17 protein-coding genes are annotated in these 20845 nt (G+C 57.9%); 10 read left to right on the top strand and 7 right to left on the bottom strand.

The window, feature by feature from the left end; translation table 11 throughout:
- Positions 1-2: 2 nt before the first annotated feature.
- Positions 3-1280 (top strand): DUF445 domain-containing protein, encoded by a 1278-nt coding sequence (locus EPE01S_RS09625; RefSeq protein ID WP_062744421.1) that lies wholly within the window; start codon positions 3-5, stop codon positions 1278-1280.
- Between the two features lie 87 nt (positions 1281-1367).
- Here the strand turns inward: EPE01S_RS09625 and lptG are convergent, their stop codons facing one another.
- Together lptG and lptF are read right to left on the bottom strand one after the other, a co-directional pair.
- Positions 1368-2444 carry an LPS export ABC transporter permease LptG gene (gene lptG / locus EPE01S_RS09630; protein WP_062744422.1) on the bottom strand — a complete coding sequence of 359 codons (1077 nt, stop codon included), beginning with the start codon at positions 2442-2444 and terminating at the stop codon, positions 1368-1370.
- Entirely contained in the window at positions 2444-3544 is a 1101-nt protein-coding gene (lptF, locus tag EPE01S_RS09635; RefSeq protein WP_062744534.1) for an LPS export ABC transporter permease LptF, read from the bottom strand. The genes lptG and lptF overlap by 1 nt, the downstream gene beginning before the upstream one ends.
- A gap of 277 nt (positions 3545-3821) precedes the next feature.
- Here lptF and pepA point away from each other — a divergent pair, with 277 nt between their 5' ends.
- The 3 genes from pepA to EPE01S_RS09650 all read left to right on the top strand — a co-directional run bounded on the left by pepA (position 3822) and on the right by EPE01S_RS09650 (position 8736).
- The gene (gene pepA, locus EPE01S_RS09640; RefSeq protein WP_062744423.1) at positions 3822-5330 is read left to right on the top strand and encodes a leucyl aminopeptidase; all 1509 of its coding nucleotides are present in this window, start codon (positions 3822-3824) and stop codon (positions 5328-5330) included.
- A gap of 89 nt (positions 5331-5419) precedes the next feature.
- Positions 5420-5875, top strand: coding sequence for a DNA polymerase III subunit chi (locus EPE01S_RS09645; protein ID WP_062744424.1), 456 nt, complete (start codon positions 5420-5422; stop codon positions 5873-5875).
- Between the two features lie 5 nt (positions 5876-5880).
- Entirely contained in the window at positions 5881-8736 is a 2856-nt protein-coding gene (locus EPE01S_RS09650) for a valine--tRNA ligase (RefSeq protein WP_062744425.1), read from the top strand.
- Positions 8737-8816: 80 nt separating this feature from the next.
- Here EPE01S_RS09650 and EPE01S_RS09655 read toward each other — a convergent pair whose 3' ends face one another.
- Positions 8817-9833, bottom strand: a complete 1017-nt coding sequence (locus EPE01S_RS09655) for a M48 family metallopeptidase (protein WP_062744535.1) — start codon at positions 9831-9833, stop codon at positions 8817-8819.
- A gap of 1 nt (position 9834) precedes the next feature.
- On the bottom strand, positions 9835-11022 hold the full coding sequence (locus tag EPE01S_RS09660; protein WP_062744426.1) for a YjgN family protein: 1188 nt from the start codon (positions 11020-11022) through the stop codon (positions 9835-9837).
- A 220-nt stretch (positions 11023-11242) separates the two neighbouring features.
- Here EPE01S_RS09660 and EPE01S_RS09665 point away from each other — a divergent pair, with 220 nt between their 5' ends.
- Complete coding sequence (locus EPE01S_RS09665) at positions 11243-11746, top strand: GNAT family N-acetyltransferase (protein ID WP_062744427.1); 504 nt, start codon at positions 11243-11245, stop codon at positions 11744-11746.
- Between the two features lie 58 nt (positions 11747-11804).
- Here EPE01S_RS09665 and miaE read toward each other — a convergent pair whose 3' ends face one another.
- Both miaE and rraB read right to left on the bottom strand, forming a co-directional pair.
- Positions 11805-12569 (bottom strand): tRNA isopentenyl-2-thiomethyl-A-37 hydroxylase MiaE, encoded by a 765-nt coding sequence (gene miaE, locus EPE01S_RS09670; protein WP_062744428.1) that lies wholly within the window; start codon positions 12567-12569, stop codon positions 11805-11807.
- Between the two features lie 54 nt (positions 12570-12623).
- Entirely contained in the window at positions 12624-13055 is a 432-nt protein-coding gene (gene rraB / locus EPE01S_RS09675) for a ribonuclease E inhibitor RraB (protein WP_062744429.1), read from the bottom strand.
- Positions 13056-13335: 280 nt separating this feature from the next.
- On the opposite strand from rraB, the gene argF reads away from it, so the two are divergent.
- The 4 genes from argF to ridA all read left to right on the top strand — a co-directional run bounded on the left by argF (position 13336) and on the right by ridA (position 16526).
- Complete coding sequence (gene argF, locus EPE01S_RS09680; RefSeq protein ID WP_062744430.1) at positions 13336-14346, top strand: ornithine carbamoyltransferase; 1011 nt, start codon at positions 13336-13338, stop codon at positions 14344-14346.
- Positions 14347-14653: 307 nt separating this feature from the next.
- Positions 14654-15589 carry an aspartate carbamoyltransferase gene (gene pyrB, locus EPE01S_RS09685; RefSeq protein WP_062744431.1) on the top strand — a complete coding sequence of 312 codons (936 nt, stop codon included), beginning with the start codon at positions 14654-14656 and terminating at the stop codon, positions 15587-15589.
- Between the two features lie 12 nt (positions 15590-15601).
- Positions 15602-16066, top strand: a complete 465-nt coding sequence (gene pyrI, locus EPE01S_RS09690) for an aspartate carbamoyltransferase regulatory subunit (protein WP_062744432.1) — start codon at positions 15602-15604, stop codon at positions 16064-16066.
- A 73-nt stretch (positions 16067-16139) separates the two neighbouring features.
- Positions 16140-16526 (top strand): 2-iminobutanoate/2-iminopropanoate deaminase, encoded by a 387-nt coding sequence (gene ridA / locus EPE01S_RS09695; RefSeq protein ID WP_062744433.1) that lies wholly within the window; start codon positions 16140-16142, stop codon positions 16524-16526.
- A gap of 45 nt (positions 16527-16571) precedes the next feature.
- On the opposite strand, the gene EPE01S_RS09700 is transcribed toward ridA, so the two are convergent.
- Positions 16572-18944, bottom strand: coding sequence for a beta-N-acetylhexosaminidase (locus tag EPE01S_RS09700; RefSeq protein ID WP_062744434.1), 2373 nt, complete (start codon positions 18942-18944; stop codon positions 16572-16574).
- A 201-nt stretch (positions 18945-19145) separates the two neighbouring features.
- Here EPE01S_RS09700 and treC point away from each other — a divergent pair, with 201 nt between their 5' ends.
- Complete coding sequence (treC, locus tag EPE01S_RS09705; protein WP_062744435.1) at positions 19146-20810, top strand: alpha,alpha-phosphotrehalase; 1665 nt, start codon at positions 19146-19148, stop codon at positions 20808-20810.
- Positions 20811-20845 lie beyond the last annotated feature (35 nt).

The raw sequence follows: 20845 nt of genomic DNA on the forward strand, positions 1-20845 counted from the left end.
TTATGGATAAGGAACGTGAGTTAATCCGGGCGAAGCGCCTGCCGTTACTGTTACTGGCGGCGGCGGCACTGCTGTTTGTCGCCACTATTCTCTGGCCGCTGTACTGGCCACCTAATCCGTGGATCGCCGGACTGAAGGCGGTGGCGGAAGCCTCCATGGTCGGGGCGCTGGCCGACTGGTTTGCCGTCAGCGCGCTGTTCCGTCGCGTCCCCATTCCGCTGGCGGGGCGTCATACGGCGATTATCCCGCGCAACAAGGACCGCATCGCCGACAACCTGGCCCTGTTCGTGCAGGACAAGTTCCTCAATACGGACTCCCTGCTGGCGCTGATCCGCCGCCATAATCCGGCGCAGATTATCGCCAACTGGCTCAGTCACCCTGATAATGCCGCCCGCCTCAGCGGGATGGTGCTGAAAACGGTGCGTGGCTTCCTCGACCTGGCCGACGACCAGCGCATTCAGGGGTTTATGCGCCGTGCCATTCACAAGGCCATCGATAAGGTCGATCTCAGCCAGTCGACGGCGATGATCCTGGAAAGCCTGACTAAAAATAACCGTCATCAGCAGCTGCTGGACGACGCGCTGGCGCAGATCCTGCAGCTGGTGAATAAACCCACCACTCACGAGTTTATCGCCCATCAGGTGGTGAGCTGGCTGAAGCGCGAGCATCCGATGAAAGAGAAGATGCTGCCCAGCGAGTGGCTGGGGGAAAAGAGCGCCGACCTGGCGGCCAGCGCGGTGCAGTCGATCCTCACCGAGATAGAGCATGATGGATCCCACCAGCTGCGCCAGGGCTTTAACCGCGCCGTGCAGCGGCTGATCGCCCGTCTGCGTACTGACCCGGAGATGGCGGTGAAAGCGGAGGAGATCAAGGCGTACCTTAAGCAGGACGAGGCGCTGAACCGTTATATCGGCCAGCTGTGGCACGACCTCAGAACCTGGCTGAAGGAGGATCTGGAACGCCCCGACTCGGTGCTGCACGCCCGGGTCAGCGCCGCCGGGCAGTGGTTTGGCGAAACCCTGATGCAGGACGAACCGCTGCGCAACTCACTCAATCAGCATATGGAAGAGGCCGCCAGCAGTGTTGCTCCGGAGTTCTCGGCGTTTCTCAGCCGTCATATCAGCGATACGGTAAAAAGCTGGGATGCGAAAGATATGTCGCATCAGGTGGAGCTGAATATCGGCAAGGATTTACAGCGCATCCGTATTAACGGCACGCTGGTCGGTGGGGTGATTGGGTTGATTCTGTATCTGCTGTCGCTGGTGCCGCAGCTGCTGTAGAGGGAGCCCTGACGGCCAGAGCCAGAGGAACGCTACGGGCGGACCGAAACAAAAGGCCCGCCCGTGCGATAAAGCGTCGCGTCCTGATTACCGCCGCTTCAGCAGCATAAACACGCTGATGGCAAAGAACGCCGCACTCGGCAGCAGCGCACCCAGAACCGGTGGAATGTTATACACCAGGCTCAGCGGACCGAAGATCTGATCCAGCACGTAGAACAGGAAGCCGAAGCTGATGCCGGTCACCACGCGCATCCCCATCGACACGCTGCGCAGCGGGCCAAAGATAAACGACAGCGCCATCAGCATCATTACCGCCACCGACAGCGGCTGGAAGATCTTGCTCCACATGTTCAGCTCATAGCGGCCGGAAACCTGCCCGCTCTGCTTCAGGTACTTCGCGTAGTTATACAGCCCGGTAATCGACAGCGCCGTCGGATCCAGCGCCACCACGCCCAGTTTGTCCGGCGTCAGGGTGGTGTTCCATTCGCCGGTCAGCGTCTGGCTGCCTTTAATCTGCTGCGGATCTGTCAGGTCAGACTGATCCACCTGCGCCAGTTCCCACAGTTTTTTATCCGCGTTGTACTCCGCAGAGGCCGCATAGCGTACCGTCTGCAGCCGGCGCTCTTTGTTAAAGCTGTAAATACTGATGCCCGCCAGCTGGTTGTCGCCGCGAATGCGCTCAATAAAGATAAAGTTATCGCCGTCTTTCGCCCACAGCCCGCTCTGCGTGGAGAGCAGTGAACCGCCCACCAGCTGCTGCGCACGGTAGTTACGCGCCATCTGCTCCCCCTGCGGAGCGACGAACTCGCCAATCGCCATGGTCAGCAGCACCAGCGGAATGGCGGTTTTCATCACCGAGGCGGCAATCTGCATACGCGTAAAGCCGGAAGCCTGCATGACCACCAGCTCACTGCGCTGGGCCAGCATCCCCAGGCCCAGCAGCGCCCCGAGCAGGGCCGCCATCGGGAAGAAGATCTCAATATCTTTCGGCACGCTGAGCACGGTATACAAACCGGCACCCAGCACGGTGTACTCGCCCTGCCCGGTTTTACGCAGCTGGTCGACAAACTTGATGATGCCGGAGAGCGACACGAGCATAAACAGCGTCGCCATAATGGTGTTAAAAATCGTTTTACCGATATATCTGTCAAGAACGCCAAACATCAGACCGATCCTCCGCGAGTGAAGCGCGCGCGCAGCCGGCGCATTGGCACCGTATCCCACGCATTCAGCAGTACGGCCAGGGCCAGATAGGCGAGGTTAACGCCCCACATCCACACAGCTGGGTCGAGTCGGCCTTTGTTGCCGCTGGAGCGCAGCGAACTCTGCAACAGGAAAAATATCAGGTAGAGCAGCATCGCCGGCAGCATCGACAGCACGCGGCCCTGACGCGGGTTAACCACACTGAGCGGCACCACCATCAGCGCCATAATCAGCACCGAGAAGATCAGCGTCAGTCGCCAGTGCAGCTCGCTGCGGAAATCAGGTTTATCCGACGACCACAGCTCGCCGAAGCTCATCTGTTCAGAGTCGTTCGGATCCAGCGTCGCTTCCTGATGACCCACAATCGCCTGATAGTTTTTGAAATCGGTAATGCGGAAGTCACGCAGCAGCGCGGTACCTTCGAAGCGCGTGCCGTTGTCCAGGGTTACCACCTGTGAACCGTCGCGACGCTGCTCCATATTGCCGTGGTCAGCCACGACCACGGACGGGCGGGCATTGCCTTTCGGCTGCAGCTGCGCGAGGAAAACGTTGCCGAAGGTGTTGCCCTTCACGTTTTCAATAAACAGCACAGATTTACCGTCGCCGGACTGCTGGAACTGACCGGCTGCCAGCGCAGCTGCCCCCGGGTTCGCCTTGGCGTTCTGCATCACTTCGCTTTGATAACGCGATGACCAGGGCCCCAGCAGGCCGACGTTGACCGCCGCCACCAGCGCGGTGAACAGCATCAGGATCATCGCCGCCTTCACCAGCACGCTTTTGCCCAGACCGCAGGCATGCATGACGGTGATCTCACTCTCGGTGTATAACCGGCCAAGCGTCATCAGAATGGCTAAAAAGAGGCTTAACGGCAGGATCAGCTGCGCCATCTCGGACACGCCAAGACCCAGTAATGTCAGGACTAAATTTGTTGGAATTTCGCCATCCACCGCGGCTCCCAGTATCCTGACTAACTTCTGGCAAAAGAAGATCAGCAGCAGGATGAACAGGATAGCCAGCTGGCTTTTGAGCATTTCCCGAACCAGATATCTAATAATGATCACGCTGAATACGCCTGTGAAAACTTGTCTTTTTGCAGGAAAATCGCTAGTTTCATCGCTTATACGCCATTTATTCTCATCAATGGCCCTGGTCATCGTTATACTCGTCAGACTTCAAGTATAAATTTTATGACAACAATCGCGTTCTGGTGATGAAAAAAATAACAATCTTCACCAAAACCCAATCTGACAACGACGTAATGCGCCAGCGCTATACGTTACGGAAGCGGTACATTCTAGCCGCAGCAAGCGCCGTTGTCTTTAAGATTCAGGAGAGTGCATGGAGTTCAGTGTAAAAAGCGGTAGCCCGGAAAAACAACGCAGTGCCTGTATCGTGGTGGGCGTGTTTGAACCGCGCCGGTTGTCACCGATTGCTGAACAGCTGGATAAAATCAGCGATGGATACATCAGCGCCCTGCTGCGCCGTGGTGAACTGGAAGGAAAAGTCGGCCAGACCCTGCTGCTGCATCATGTGCCGAACATTCTCTCTGAGCGTATCCTGCTGATAGGCTGTGGCAAGGAACGTGAGCTGGATGAGCGTCAGTACAAGCAGGTTATTCAGAAGACCATTAACACGCTTAATGACACCGGATCGATGGAAGCCGTGTGCTTCCTGACCGAGCTGCACGTTAAAGGCCGCAACACTTACTGGAAAGTACGCCAGGCGGTGGAAACGTCGAAAGAGACGCTGTACAGCTTCGACCAGTTGAAAAGCAACAAAGTCGAACCGCGCCGTCCGCTGCGTAAACTGGTGTTTAATGTGCCGACGCGCCGTGAGCTGACCAGCGGCGAACGTGCCATTCAGCACGGGCTGGCGGTTGCCGCCGGCGTGAAGGCGGCGAAAGACCTCGGCAATATGCCGCCGAACATCTGTAATGCTGCGTACCTGGCCTCCCAGGCGCGTCAGCTGGCGGATACCTGGGCGAATATCACCACCCGCGTCATCGGCGAACAGCAGATGAAAGAGCTGGGAATGAACGCCTATCTCGCCGTCGGGGCCGGTTCGCAGAATGAATCGCTGATGTCGGTGATTGAGTACAAAGGTAATCCGGATAAAGAAGCGCGTCCTATCGTGCTGGTCGGCAAAGGCGTGACCTTTGATACCGGCGGCATCTCGCTCAAGCCGGGCGAAGCGATGGACGAAATGAAGTACGATATGTGCGGCGCCGCCTCGGTGTATGGCGTGATGCGCATGGTCGCGGAACTGGGGCTGCCGCTGAACGTGGTGGGCATCCTGGCCGGCTGTGAAAACATGCCGGGCGGTCGCGCTTACCGTCCGGGCGACGTGCTGACCACCATGTCCGGCCAGACCGTTGAGGTGCTCAACACCGATGCGGAAGGTCGCCTGGTGCTGTGCGATGCCCTGACCTACGTTGAGCGCTTCGATCCGGATGTGGTGATCGACGTGGCCACGCTGACCGGAGCCTGCGTGATTGCGCTGGGCCACCATATCAGCGGCCTGCTGTCGAACCACAATCCGCTGGCGCATGAGCTGATTGGCGCTTCCGAGCAGGCGGGCGATCGCGCCTGGCGTCTGCCGATGGCCGATGAGTATCAGGAGCAGCTGGACTCCAATTTTGCCGATATGGCAAACATTGGTGGTCGTCCCGGTGGGGCCATCACTGCCGCCTGCTTCCTGGCGCGCTTTACGCGTAAGTACAACTGGGCCCACCTCGATGTGGCAGGCACTGCCTGGCGCTCAGGTAAAGCGAAAGGAGCAACCGGTCGTCCCGTTGCCCTGCTGTCGCAGTTCCTGCTCAACCGTGCGGGCCTGAACGGCGACGATTAAACCGGCGGGCGGCCGCAGGTCGCCCCCAGGTTCCTCAGGGGCGGATCACCGATCCGCCCCTGCCGTTTATTTTAATCAGGCCAGAATGCATGAAAAACGCCACTTTCTATCTGCTGGAAACCGACACCCCGGTTGACGGGCTGAGCGCGCTGGAAGCGCTGGTGTGCGATCTGGCCGAGGCCCGCTGGCGTGACGGAAAACGCGTGCTGATAGCCTGTGAAGACGAAGCGCAGGCTATCCGGCTGGATGAAGCGCTGTGGCAACGACCGGCGAACGCCTTCGTGCCGCATAACCTCGCCGGTGAGGGCCCGAAATACGGTGCGCCGGTTGAACTGGCCTGGCCTCAGCGCCGCGGCAACGCGCCGCGCGACCTGCTGATCAGCCTGCTGCCGCAGTTTGCAGATTTTGCCACCGCTTTCTATGAAGTGGTAGACTTCGTCCCCTATGAACCATCTTTGAAACAGCTGGCGCGCGACCGCTATAAAGCCTATCGCAGCGTTGGATTCCACTTGAATACGGCAACGCCACCTTTGCCTAAGACATAGCAGACATGGAAAAGACATATAACCCGCAAGATATCGAGCAGCCGCTTTACGAGCACTGGGAACAACAGGGCTACTTTAAACCCCATGGCGACACAAGCCAGGAAAGCTTCTGCATCATGATCCCGCCGCCGAACGTCACCGGTAGCTTGCACATGGGTCACGCCTTCCAGCAGACCATCATGGACACCATGATCCGCTACCAACGTATGCAGGGGAAAAATACCCTGTGGCAGGCGGGTACAGACCATGCAGGCATCGCCACGCAGATGGTGGTCGAGCGCAAAATCGCCGCCGAAGAGGGTAAAACCCGTAAAGATTACGGCCGTGATGCCTTTATCGAAAAAATCTGGCAGTGGAAAGCAGAATCCGGCGGCACCATTACCCGCCAGATGCGCCGTCTGGGTAACTCCGTGGACTGGGAGCGCGAGCGCTTCACCATGGATGAAGGCCTGTCTAACGCAGTGAAAGAGGTGTTCGTTCGCCTGCACAAAGAGAACCTGATTTACCGTGGCAAACGCCTGGTGAACTGGGATCCGAAACTGCGTACCGCCATCTCTGACCTGGAAGTGGAAAACCGCGAGTCGAAAGGCTCCATGTGGCATATCCGCTATCCGCTGGCCGACGGCGTGAAAACCGCCGACGGGAAAGCGTATCTGGTGGTCGCCACCACCCGTCCGGAAACCGTGCTCGGGGATACCGGCGTGGCGGTGAACCCGGAAGATCCGCGTTACAAAGATCTGATTGGTAAGTTCCTCGTGCTGCCGCTGGTCGGTCGCCGTATTCCGATTGTCGGGGACGAACATGCCGACATGGAGAAAGGCACCGGCTGCGTGAAAATCACCCCGGCGCACGACTTCAACGACTACGAAGTGGGCCGTCGCCACAAGCTGCCGATGATCAACATTCTGACTTTCGACGGTGATATCCGTGAAACCGCACAGGTTTACGATACCAACGGCGAAGAGTCTGACGCCTGTGACCCGACCATCCCGGCTGAATTCCAGAAGCTTGAGCGCTTTGCCGCGCGTAAAGCCATTGTCGCTGCGATTGATGCCCTCGGCCTGCTGGATGAGATCAAACCTCACGACCTGACCGTGCCGTACGGCGATCGCGGTGGCGTGGTGATCGAACCGATGCTGACCGACCAGTGGTACGTGCGTACCGCCCCGCTGGCGAAAGTGGCAGTGGAAGCGGTGGAACAGGGTGAGATCCAGTTCGTGCCGAAGCAGTATGAAAACATGTACTTCTCCTGGATGCGTGATATTCAGGACTGGTGCATCTCCCGCCAGCTGTGGTGGGGCCACCGTATTCCGGCCTGGTATGATGCCGAAGGCAACGTCTACGTGGCGCGTAACGAAGCCGAAGCGCGTGCGGAAAACAACATCGCGGCCGACGTGGTGCTGACCCAGGACGAAGACGTGCTGGATACCTGGTTCTCTTCCGGGCTGTGGACCTTCTCCACCCTTGGCTGGCCAGAGAATACCGAGGCGCTGCGCACCTTCCACCCGACCAGCGTGCTGGTCAGCGGCTTCGACATCATCTTCTTCTGGATTGCCCGCATGATCATGCTGACCATGCACTTCATCAAAGACGAAGACGGCAAGCCGCAGGTTCCGTTTAAAACCGTTTATATGACCGGCCTGATCCGCGACGATGAAGGGCAGAAAATGTCCAAGTCGAAGGGTAACGTCATCGATCCACTGGATATGGTCGACGGGATCTCGCTGGAAGATCTGCTGGAAAAACGTACCGGTAACATGATGCAGCCGCAGCTGGCGGAGAAAATCCGCAAGCGCACCGAGAAGCAGTTCCCGAACGGGATTGAACCCCACGGCACCGATGCCCTGCGTTTCACCCTGGCGGCGCTGGCCTCTACCGGCCGCGACATCAACTGGGATATGAAGCGCCTGGAAGGGTACCGCAATTTCTGTAATAAGCTGTGGAACGCCAGTCGCTTTGTGCTGATGAACACCGCTGAGCACGACTGCGGCTTCAACGGTGGCGAGCTGGAACTGTCGCTGGCGGACCGCTGGATCCTCGCGGAATTCAACGAAACGGTGAAATCCTACCGGGCTGCGCTGGACAGCTACCGCTTCGATATCGCCGCGAACATCCTGTATGAGTTCACCTGGAACCAGTTCTGCGACTGGTATCTGGAGCTGGCCAAGCCGGTGATGAACGGCGGTTCCGAAGCCCAGCTGCGCGGCACGCGTAATACGCTGGTGACGGTACTGGAAGCGTTGCTGCGCCTGGCGCACCCGATTATTCCGTTTATTACCGAAACCATCTGGCAGCAGGTGAAAGCGCTGAAAAACATCAGCGACGACACCATCATGCTGCAGCCGATGCCAGAGTTCAGCGAAAGCCGCGTCGATGCGGCGGCGATGACCGATACCGAATGGATGAAGCAGGCTATCGTCGCGGTGCGTAATATCCGCAACGAGATGAATATCTCTCCGGCTAAACCGCTGGACGTGATGCTGCGCGGGGCCAGCGCCGATGTGGTTCGTCGTGTGAACGACAACCATAACTTCCTGAAAACCCTGGCGCGCCTGGAAACGCTGGAACTGCTGCCCGCGGGTGAGAAAGGCCCGGTATCCGTCACCAAACTGGTAGACGGTGCCGAGCTGCTGATCCCGATGGCTGACCTGGTGGATAAAGCTGCTGAGCTGGAGCGTCTGGCGAAGGAAGTACTGAAGCTGGACGTGGAGATGGAAAAAATCACCACCAAGCTGGGCAACGAAGGCTTTGTGGCGCGCGCACCGGAAGCCGTCGTGGCTAAAGAGCGTGAGCGTCTGGCTGACTTTGAACAGGCGAAGATCAAGCTGATTGAGCAGCAGGCGGTGATCGCCGCGCTGTAAGGGTAACGGGATGGGCTTGCCCATCCCTGCAGCACCCTTCCCCGCAGGGGCCAGGCATGCCTGGCCCCTTTTTTATGGCATTATTCTGCCGCCTGAACGGCTTTGATCCTGGCCGGCATATCCGGGTGGGTACTCATCCATTCCGGCAGGTCGCTATTCCCGCCCTGCTTTTTCGCTGACTGCTCAAGCTGACCGTAAATCTCTGCCATCGCCGCCAGCGACCGTCCCTGAGCTTTCATCTGCGCAATGGCGAAGTCATCCGCTTCACGCTCCATGCTGCGGGAATACTGCATCTGGTCGATAAAGGCCGCCGACTGCAGCAGCGTATCCCCGATGCCGCTGACGTCCCCGGTCAGCCAGAGGTAACTCAGCGATACCAGCGACGAGCGCACCAGCATCCGCATCACGTGACGATGCTGGTGGTGGCCCATCTCGTGCAGCATCACCGCCGCGATCGCGTCATCACTTCGGGCCATGCGCACCAGGTCGTCACTGACGATCAGCGTACCGTCCGCCAGCATAAAGGCATTCGCCCCGCCGTCGAAATGCATGATCTTCAGCCGCAGCGGCGTCGGGTCCTCTTTCATCTCCGCAGGAACCGTGTCGCGGAACAGCCGGTTGATGCGCTGCTGCTGTGCAGGCGTCAGCCGTCCGGCGGTGAACCCGGTGTTCTGCAGCAGGGTAAAGGTTTGCTGGCCAATCTGCCGCTCAACGTAGGAAGGAATATGCTGCGCCAGTACCTGACTGGTCACTGGCAGGATCACCCAGATCCAGCAGGCAATCGCCGCCAGCGTGCCCAGCAGGGTCAGCAGCACGCCGCGGCGATGCTGCTCCAGCCGGTGCACGAGGCCCGGACGATGACGCTGCTGCCACCACTGGCGAAACGCCCTGTCATCCTCCGGCACAAAGCGACCGCCGTCCGGGAAGGTCAGGGTCAGCGGGATGGTGCCCAGCGCATCAGACACCGCCACATCCTTCATCATCACCAGCTGCCGGTGGCTGCCCTGCTCCAGCGTCAGATGCTGTTCCGACAATGTGAGACGGGCAGCCTCGCGAGCTGCCCGTCCGGGGTACTGATAATAACCGTTCAGCTGCAAGTCAGATGCCAACGTTCAGATCGAAAGCGGCAGCCACTTCCTCAGCCACGGCCGTACCGGCACTATCGTTATGCGCCTGCACGTCCAGCAGAGAAATATCCCCTTCCAGCGCCGTACTGTTGGCCATATAGCGTGCCAGACGGACTTCGGCAATCGGCGTGCCCAGACCCAGTGTGAAAATCACAATCAGGGTATTGGTCAGCGTCAGGCCAAGGAACGAACCGGTAGACATAGTTGACTTAAGGCGGAGTTTTTCACCAAGTTTAGTCTGACCAAACACGTAATTACGCTGGGCAACCACTAAATAAGCAGAGGAAACTAAAGCACCAAACAGTAATACCAGGAAGGTCAGGAAGATATTTAACATATTCCCCGCCATCAATGAGTTCAGCATCTCAGGATCGGTCATGCCCATGGCAATGGAATAAAAGATCGAAACAAATAATGTCCCAATCAACATTCCTGCGACAATCAGGAAAGGCAGCATAATCAGGAAGCTGATCAGCACCATTTTGATGAAGGCTTTTTTACTCAGTTCAGCTTTAAAAGGCAGCGAACCGTAGGACATGTTGTTGATATAGAGATCGTGGTTCAGTGCAGCCACGATGCCCTGCACCGCTGCCAGACCGGCCAGGAACGCCACAAAACCCACAATGCCGAGGATCAACGAGACGCTCATACTGCCGGTGTTGATAGCCACCATACCAATCAACGCCATGACCGCATAGAGAGCGACAATCAGCAGCACCGGACACAGATACATTGTCCAGTAAGCACGGCCCACGCGGCACAGGTAGTTAAACCGCACGCCACGGAAGCTGCTCATCAGCGCGTTATAGCGCCAGCTGCGGATGATAATCCACGGGATCAGAGCACAGAACGCCAGCAGGAAAACCAGAGAAATAGCCGGCATTGCGGAGGAGAGGATAAAGAACAGCACCATCCCCACAAAGACGATAATACGGCCTTTGAGAATATCGACAGGACGGGCATGATAATCAAAACGGTCACCCGCAATTTCAGTGTTACCAAAGAAATAGCGACGGCGACGGACGGTTGCCCAGGCAGAATAAATACCTAACGTAACCAGGGTCAGCAGTACATTGACCAGCCAGATAGAAAAATATTCACCAGAACGCCCGTGGAACAGCACCGCATGGCGTTGCTGATTCGAGGTATTGTTTTCCATTTGTTTTTCTTCCTGAAAATAGAAATAGTCTTCTGCATTGCAGAAAATAAAAAGCGTAATAAATAGCTGGGCTATTTAAGCATGGCGCCAGAAACCCGACAATAAATAATTATCATTTAGAAAGATGATAAGACCAGTGCGGGTCCGCGTGTCGCCATTGCATCTGTTCGCCGGCAGTGTTATTACACTACCTGCAACCGACCGACCATGAGCGAAATGTATGACAACCGCATTACAGACCTCCCTGCGCGTGCGCCCGATCGTTCCCGCTGACAATCCGCATATCGCTGCGGTGATCCGCGTGGTATCGGCAGAATTTGGCCTGACGGCAGACAAAGGCTATACCGTCTCTGACCCGAACCTTGACCATCTCTACGAGGTCTACAGCGCAGAGCGCTGTGCGTTCTGGGTGGTCGAAGTGGAAGGGAAAGTGGTGGGCGGCGGCGGTATCGCTCCGCTGGCGTGCAGTGAAGCCGACGTCTGTGAACTGCAGAAAATGTATTTTATGCCGTCGGTGCGCGGTCTGGGCCTGGCGCGCCGCCTGGCCATTCAGGCGATGGACTTCGCCCGCGAGCAGGGATTTAAACGCTGCTATCTGGAAACTACCGCTTCGCTGACGCGCGCTATCCGTCTGTATGAGCACCTGGGCTTCGTGCATATCAACGGGCCAATGGGGTCAACCGGCCACGTAGACTGCGAAGTCACCATGCTGAAGACGCTGTAATCACCGCGGGCTGAAAGGCCGGGGTGACTTTTTCCGGCCCCTTTTCTGGGGCCAGCCGTCAGGCTAAAACCGGCACGCCGCTGTGGAACCGCAGCTGGCTGTCCGGTTCATTAATCAGCCGCGCCTCCGTTTCTCCGATTTTACGCACCCGCGCGCTGATATCGGTCGGTGAAATCCTTGCCGCCAGCGCCAGATAATCCTGATAGTGACGCGCTTCAGAGCGCAGCAGCGAAACATAAAACGCCGCCAGTTCGTCGTCCAGATACGGTGCCAGGCTGGCAAAGCGCTCGCAGGATCGCGCCTCGATATAGGCGCCGCAGATCAGCTTATCCACCAGCGTTTGCGGTTCGTAGGTCGCAATCTCACGCAGCAGCCCTTTTGCATAACGGCTGGCGGTAATACGCATATAGGGAATACCGCGCGCCTGCATAATCTCCAGCACCTGGTAAAAGTGGTGCAGCTCCTCTTTAATCAGCAGCACCATCTTATCCACCAGCTCATCGCCATACGGCACTTCTTCACGGCTGATAATGGTTTTCGACAGGCCCTTATGCTGCTCAAGAAATGCCAGATCGGCCCGATCGTTATGGACAAAGTTTTCCCAGGGCTTGAGCCAGGCCAGTAAGGCATCGCCGCTGGCTTTATCCGCGACATATTTACGGATCAGCCACATGGCGGTCTGCGCGGCTTTCAGTTCGCACACCAGATGGTCGGTCAGGAGGAGAGGCAGATGCTGCGGCTGACGGGCTTCGTCAATCCAGGCCTGTGGCGTACGGCAGTGAAGGAATTCCAGGACAGGGGCAAGCAGGTGTTCGGTGTTCATCAGTCAGACCAGAGGTAAGGGGATCGTGGCCGGGTCTCCCCGGCCAGTGCGCGATTAGTGACGGATGCCGTTATCTTCGCCGTCGATGGCTTCGCCATCTTCACCGTCTTCGTCGTCTTCATCCTGCGCGTCCGGATCTTCGAAGTAGGTGCCCCAGCCGTCGTAGTCGACGTTGAATTTGGCGGCCACGTCGATCAGCTGCTCAACCTGCGCGTCGATCAGCTCGGCGTTCAGGGCGCCTTCACTGAGGATATCGCAGCACATCACTTTGGTGCCGTCTTCCAGATCCAGCTCTTCCGGCTCGGTCACTTCATAGCCCAGCTTGAAGGCTTCCACGGCCGCTTTTTCCAGCGCATCGAAGCTGTCACAGGAAAAATGATGCTCGATGGTGTACAGCGCGTCCGGATCGCTGCCATCATCCAGCAGTTCTTCAATAATCAGCCGCGTTTCTTCACGCTGCTCTTCCAGTAATGCTTCGTTAGCCATGATTTCTTCCTCATTAGGGCGTTATTTCGCGTATTTTCCCACAGTGCCCTCTGCGCCACTACCTTTAAAAGCAAGTTTCTGCGCTGCGGGGTTGAAAGTGAATATTAATACGGTTAAATTGAATTTTAATTCATTCTATAACCACGATTATTCGAGTTGCATGACGGCAGCAAACGCGTGAATCACGATGAACTTACTCCGGTAAGCGATGCGGATGAACGAGAGCCGCTAACGCACAGGCAGCTTGAAATATGACGGTATCCGTTACCTGGAGTGCTTTATGAGTCAGTTATATCAACGTCACTTCCTCAGGCTGCTCGATTTCACCCCTGCTGAAATCAACGGCTTGCTGGCGCTGGCGTCCACGTTGAAGACCGATAAGAAAAATGGCGAAGAGACTCCGCACCTGAAAGGGAAGAATATTGCGCTCATCTTCGAAAAAGACTCGACCCGTACCCGATGCTCTTTCGAAGTTGCCGCTTACGATCAGGGAGCAAACGTCACCTATCTGGGCCCGAGCGGCAGCCAGATCGGCCATAAAGAGTCGATGAAGGATACCGCCCGCGTGCTGGGCCGCATGTATCACGCCATTCAGTATCGCGGTCACGGCCAGGCGCTGGTTGAGTCGCTGGCCGAACATGCTGGTGTGCCGGTGTGGAACGGGCTGACCAATGAGTTTCACCCGACCCAGCTGCTGGCTGACCTGCTCACCATGCAGGAGCACCTGCCGGAAAAAGCCTTCAGCCAGATGACGCTGGCCTACGTGGGCGATACCCATAACAATATGGGGAATACCCTGCTGGAGGCCGCCGCGCTGACCGGTCTGGATCTGCGTCTGGTCGCGCCGAAAAGCTGCTGGCCGGATGCCGCGCTGGTGGCCGAATGCCGCCAGGTGGCTGAAAAAACCGGGGCGACGATCACCCTGACCGAAGACATTGCGCAGGGCGTGAAAGGCGCGGACTTTATCTATACCGACGTCTGGGTGTCGATGGGTGAACCGAAAGAAGTCTGGCAGGAACGTATCGCGTTGCTGCGCCCTTACCAGGTCAATATGGCCATGCTGCAGGCCACCGGCAACCCGCAGGTGAAGTTCCTGCACTGCCTGCCCGCCTTCCACGACGACCAGACCACGCTGGGCCAGCAAATGGCGCAGCAGTACGATCTCCACGGCGGGATGGAAGTGACCGATGAGGTGTTTGAATCGCCGCACAGCGTGGTGTTCGATCAGGCAGAAAACCGCCTGCACACCATTAAAGCCGTGATGGTGGCCACGCTGGCGCAGCAGGGATAAATCAGGCCGGGCAAACGATTACGTCGCTGCGTTTTTCACTTGCCGCCGCCGGGTGAATGCGTATAATGCACCCCGTTTGCCGGGAGGATGCATGAAACTGAGCCGCATTAATCAAGCCGTACTGACGCGCCGTACTACAGGCGGGCAGCACCGTTTTTCCTTCCGTGGCATGACCGATCGTTAAGAAAGCCCCTCAATGAGGGGCTTTTTTTTGCCCGCATTTCAATGCTGAAACGTTGCTCTGTCGCCGTCCTGAGGCCGCCCCACCGCGCTGCACCGGGATTGATGACCAGCACAAGGAGTGGAAATGGCTAACCCCCTGTATCAAAAACACATCATCTCAATTAATGATCTCAACCGCGATGAGCTGGAACTGGTATTGCGTACCGCAGCCAGCCTGAAAGCTAACCCGCAGCCCGAGCTGCTGAAACATAACGTGATTGCCAGCTGCTTCTTTGAAGCGTCCACCCGTACCCGCCTCTCTTTTGAAACGGCGATGCACCGTCTGGGCGCGTCGGTGGTCGGCTTTGCCGATGGCGGTAACACGTCGCTGGGCAAGAAAGGCGAAACCCTGGCCGATACCATCTCGGTGATCGGCACCTATGTGGACGCGATTGTGATGCGTCATCCGCAGGAGGGCGCTGCCCGCCTGGCCACGGAGTTTTCCAACGGCGTACCGGTGCTGAACGCGGGCGACGGCGCTAACCAGCACCCGACCCAGACGCTGCTTGATCTGTTTACCCTGCAGGAAACCCAGGGCCGCCTGAATAACCTCAGCGTGGCGATGGTCGGTGACCTGAAATATGGCCGTACCGTCCATTCACTGACTCAGGCGCTGGCGAAGTTTGAAGGCAACCGCTTCTACTTTATCGCCCCCGATGCGCTGGCGATGCCGGCCTACATTACCGACATGCTCGACGAAAAAGGCATTGTCTGGACGCGCCACGACAGCATTGAAGAAGTGGTGCCGCAGGTGGACATTCTGTATATGACCCGCGTGCAGAAAGAGCGCCTCGACCCGTCGGAATACGCCAACGTCAAAGCCCAGTTTATTCTGCGCGCTGCCGACCTCGCGGGCGCACGTGAGAACATGAAAGTGCTGCATCCGCTGCCGCGCATTGACGAAATCGACACTGACGTTGACCGCACGCCGCACGCCTGGTATTTCCAGCAGGCAGGTAACGGCATCTACGCACGCCAGGCGCTTCTGGCGCTGGTACTGAACAGCGAACCGGTTCTGTAAGGGGATAAGCACATGACGCAAGATAATAAATTACAGGTTGAAGCGATCAAACGCGGCACGGTGATTGACCATATCCCGGCGCAGGTGGGTTTTAAGCTGCTGTCCCTGTTCCGCCTGACGGAAACCGACCAGCGCATCACCATTGGTCTGAACCTGCCCTCCGGTGAGCTGGGGCGTAAGGATCTGATCAAGATTGAAAACACCTTCCTGACCGATGACCAGATCAACCAGCTGGCGGTCTATGCCCCGCACGCCACCGTCAACCGTATTGATGATTACAACGTGGTGGCGAAGATTGCCCCGACGCTGCCGGACCGTATTGACCGCGTGCTTACCTGCCCGAACAGCAACTGCATCAGCCGGACGGAACCTGTGTTTTCCAGCTTTGCGGTGAAGCAGCGGCAGGATGAGCTGCACCTGAAATGCAAATACTGCGAGAAAGAGTTCGCGCACTCTGTGGTGATGGCAAACGATTAAAGCCGTTTGCATTTCGCCGCCCCGGTGGGCAGGATGGGCTGTCCCCTCTTATCAGACACATTCAGGAGAAACTATGTCTCGCGAAATCAGTACGGAAAACGCGCCAGCGGCTATCGGCCCTTATGTTCAGGGTGTCGATCTTGGCAGCATGATCATCACTTCAGGCCAGATCCCGGTTGATCCGAAAACTGGCACGGTGGCAGAAGATATCGCCGCTCAGGCACGCCAGTCGCTGGAGAACGTGCAGGCCATTGTGGAAGCCGCAGGGCTGAAGGTGGGTGACATCGTTAAGACCACGGTTTTTGTGAAGGATCTGAACGACTTCGCCACGGTAAACGCCACCTATGAAGCGTTTTTCACTGAACACCAGGCCGCCTTCCCGGCGCGTTCGTGCGTGGAAGTGGCGCGTCTGCCAAAAGATGTGAAGATTGAAATCGAGGCCATTGCCCTTCGTCGTTAACCGGCGCGCGGCCGTCAGGGGCGACAGCCGATCGCCCCTGACGGGTTATTTCCCGTAACGTAACAGCTTCTCGATCGGATAGACCAGCGCGATCACCACTTCATCCTGCGTCAGCGCCGCCTGATCCAGGCGCTGATGCATCCTGGCCACTTCGCGTGCACCGAACGTTCGCTCCTTTTCTATCGCTTCCAGCAGCGAAAGCCCCATCTGACTGATCTCCTCAACCTGTTCGGCAACCGGCATCAGCGCCCGCAGCTGCGGACTTTGTGCCAGCACCGGAGCGACCTGGGGAATATTCTGCCGCCACTGTTCCAGCTGACGACGGATGGCCAGCGCCGCCTGGCGGTTACCCCGGTTGGCTATCAGCGCGTCCACCTGACGATCCAGTTCACGAACGTTATTGCTCTCGCTGGGCAGCACATCCGCCAGACGGTTGAGCGGTTCTGCCTGAGTGTAATGTCCGGCCTGATATTTCAGATGCTGGCGGGTGTAAAACTGCGCCGGCTCCAGTGCCTGTGCAAAGATTTGCAGCGCAACCGTGTCGCTGCTGTTGGCCAGGCGCATCATCTGCAGCTGGGTTTCCGCGTGCTGCTGCAGCCCCACCGAGACCGCCGACCAGCTGTCTACCGACGCCAGGCGCTGATACATGTTCTGCTCGTCATTGATGCCGGAAGCTGACCACAGCCGTTCAGCCACCACAAATGCCCGGGGCCACAGCCGCACGTCAATGACGTTCTCATCCACGATTTCACTCCACAGCGCCGCCTCGCCGCCCAGCAGGTTAGCCCGCAGCTGCGCGTCATCCGGCAGTGCGGGCCGTATTCCCGCCGGGATCTGCGCCAGCCGGCTGCCTACCGTTGGATAACGCACGTTACCAATGCGCCAGTAGCCGCTCATCGTGTCGCCGGCCAGAGTCAGCACCGGACGCAGCTCTCCCATCCAGCTGTCAACGCGGAAGGTAAACTGGGTGGGAGAGAGCCAGCGGATCTCACGTACCATGCGGCGGGAGCGTCCGTCGAAGTCGATAAAACCACGCCATCCCCCCCGCCCGTCAATCAGCGTCACGCTGCCTTTCAGCGGGTTGCCCTTCAGTCGGGGCAGCGTAAATGCCCAGCTCTGTGCCACCTCTCCTTCGACGACGCGGTCGGCATCGTTCAGCCCCTGCGGCCAGACTTCGTTACGGTAGTGGAAAGCCGCAGGCTGCGCCTGATCAAGATAGAAACCGGTGGAGAGGATGCTGCGGTAGTTATTCTTTGCCGCTTCGCCCAGCGCATCCTGGCCGCGCCAGGACTGGATCAGGATGCTGCGCGGCAGATCGGGGTGAGCAATCTCGTCCCAGCCAACCATGCGCCGCTGGTGTGTTTCCAGGATCTTCTCCACACGCTGATTAAAATACGCCTGCAGCGCGTGGCTGTCCTTCAACCCTTTCTGCTGCATAAACTGCCGGATCGACGCCGAGGCATTCCACTGGCTGGCATCCACCTCATCCCCACCAATATGCAGGTACGGATCCGGGAAAATGGCCGCCACTTCACCCACCAGCGTATCAATAAACTGATAAACCTGTTCACTGGACGGATCGAGCAGCGGTTTGAACACTCCCCAGCCGCGCTCCATCTGGTACGGCCCCGGTGCCGATATCAGCTCGGGCATCGCCACCGCCAGCGCGGAGGCGTGGCCGGGAAAGTCAATCTCCGGCACAACGCGCACCCCCCGGCTGGCCGCATAACTGACGATCTCGCGCATCTGCTGCTGGCTGTACCACAGGCCGTCGCTGGCTTTTTCCTGTAACTGGGGATAGTGGTCAGACGCAAAGCGCCAGCCCTGGTCATCGGTCAGATGCCAGTGAAAGACGTTCATTTTCGCCGCCGCGATACCGTCAATCTGACGTTTCAGGGTCTCAATGGGGAGAAAGTGGCGGGCGGAATCAATCAGGATGCCGCGCCAGGGAAAGCGCGGATAGTCATTAATAGTGATCAGCGGCACGGTACCGTTGTGCACCAGCTGCAGCAGCGTTTCCATGCCGCGCATCGCGCCAAAACGGGTTTTTGCCTCAAGCACGATCCCGTCGGTACTGACCTTCAGCTGATAGCTTTCATCGCTGTCCGGCTGGGGGATCGCCGCCACCGGATGCGCAATACGGATCTGTAATGAGGTCGCACTGGCTGAGGTCGGCAACGACGGGTTACCCGTCTGTCGTGCCAGCCGTTTCTGCCAGCGCGGCAGCGCCTCGCGCAGGCTGTCGCCCTGTACCTGGATCGCCAGCGGCGTGGTCAGCGTCACTCGCCCTTCACCTTGCGGCTGCTCCACCTGCTGCGGCCACGGCATCAGCGGCAGCGTGCGGGCCGGGCTGGCAGCTACCGAAAACGACAGGATCAGGGAACAGGTAAGCAGCAGGCAGCGCAGTGACCATGGCATATAAGGGCATCCTTTTTTTGTGATGCACTCTTAAAACATAATTCGCTTGTCACATCAAGTTACACATCAGGAAAGCGACCTTTGCGCGACATTTCGTCCCGATGATGTCATAAATCGGTACACACTATGCGGAATTGTCTCTCTGTGGCTAATCTTAGGGAATAACGCTCTCAGCAACCCACTGGATATCAGGATTCAGCAATGACAAATACTCCACCCTGGTGGCAGAACGGCGTAATTTATCAGATCTATCCCAAGAGTTTTCAGGACACCACCGGCAGCGGTACTGGCGATCTGCCCGGCGTAATCCAGCGGCTGGACTATCTGCAAACGCTGGGCGTTGATGCCATCTGGCTGACGCCATTTTATCTCTCTCCGCAGGTGGATAATGGCTATGACGTGGCGAACTATACCGCCATCGATCCGCAGTTTGGCACCCTCAATGATTTCGATAATCTGGTGGAGGAAACCCACCGGCGCGGGATGCGCATTATTCTGGATATGGTGTTTAATCATACGTCCACTCAGCATCACTGGTTCCATGAGGCGCTGGATCGCGACAGTCCCTATCGTTCTTACTATATCTGGCGCGACGGGGCTCCCGGACAACTGCCGAATAACTGGATGTCCAAGTTTGGCGGCAGCGCCTGGCGCTGGCATCCGGAAAGCAGCCAGTACTATATGCATCTGTGGGCACCGGAACAGGCCGAACTGAACTGGGAAAATGACAGCGTCCGCGCCGAGCTGAAGCAGGTGGTCAATTTCTGGGCCGACCGGGGCATTGACGGCCTGCGCCTGGATGTAATCAACCTGGTGTCCAAGCAGCAGGATTTTGCCGATGATCCGGGGGGCGACGGCCTGCGGCTGTACACCGATGGTCCGCGTATTCACGAGTTTATGCAGGAGATGAGCCGCGAGGTGTTTATTCCGCGTCAGCTGGTGACCGTAGGCGAAATGTCCTCCGCCACCCTGGAGCACTGCCAGCGCTACGGGGCGCTGAGTGGCGAAGAGCTGTCGATGGTGTTCAGCTTCGATCATGTGGAGGTCGATTTTTATCAGGGCCAGAAGTGGACGCTGACGCCGCTCAATCTGGTTGCACTGAAAGAGATATTTACCCACTGGCAGCAGGGTATGCACAACCAGGCGTGGAATGCGCTGTTCTGGTGTAATCATGACCAGCCACGGGTTGTCTCACGCTGGGGGGATGAGTTTAACTACCGGGTTGAATCTGCCAAGATGCTGGCCCTGGCCCTGCACGGCATGCAGGGCACCCCCTATATTTTCCAGGGGGAAGAGCTGGGAATGACCAACCCGCACTTCACCCGCATTATCGATTATCGCGACATTGAAAGTCACAATATGTACGCGGAGCTGCGTTCCCAGGGCCGCGACAGCGATAACCTGCTGGCGATCCTCGCCAGTAAATCCCGTGATAACGGCCGCACGCCGATGCAGTGGGACGACAGTGAGAACGGCGGATTTACCCAGGGCACACCGTGGATTGGCATGGGCGACAATGTGAGCACCGTGAATGCGGCCGCCGCGCTGGCAGACCCGGACTCCGTTTTTTACTGCTATCAAAAGCTGATCGCGCTGCGTAAACACTACGCCATCCTGACCCACGGGGACTACCTTGACCTGCTGCCTGACCATCCGCGCCTGTGGTGTTACTGCCGCCGGATAGCGGGGGAAACGCTGGTGGTGGCAACCAACTTCAGTGGTGAAACGCAGGTCTGGCATCCACCGGCTTACAGCGGCCACTGGGAAGTGTTAATCAGCAACTATGCCGATACGCACGTCACGCCGGGTGAAGTGATGCTGCGTCCCTGGGAGGCAGTGTGGTGGTATCAGAAAACCCTGCGGTAGGGGCCGCGCGTTTGTTCCGGCTGGCCCATATCCCC

Origin of the sequence: Erwinia persicina NBRC 102418 (genome assembly GCF_001571305.1) — a bacterium.
Classification (GTDB): Bacteria; Pseudomonadota; Gammaproteobacteria; order Enterobacterales; family Enterobacteriaceae; genus Erwinia; species Erwinia persicina.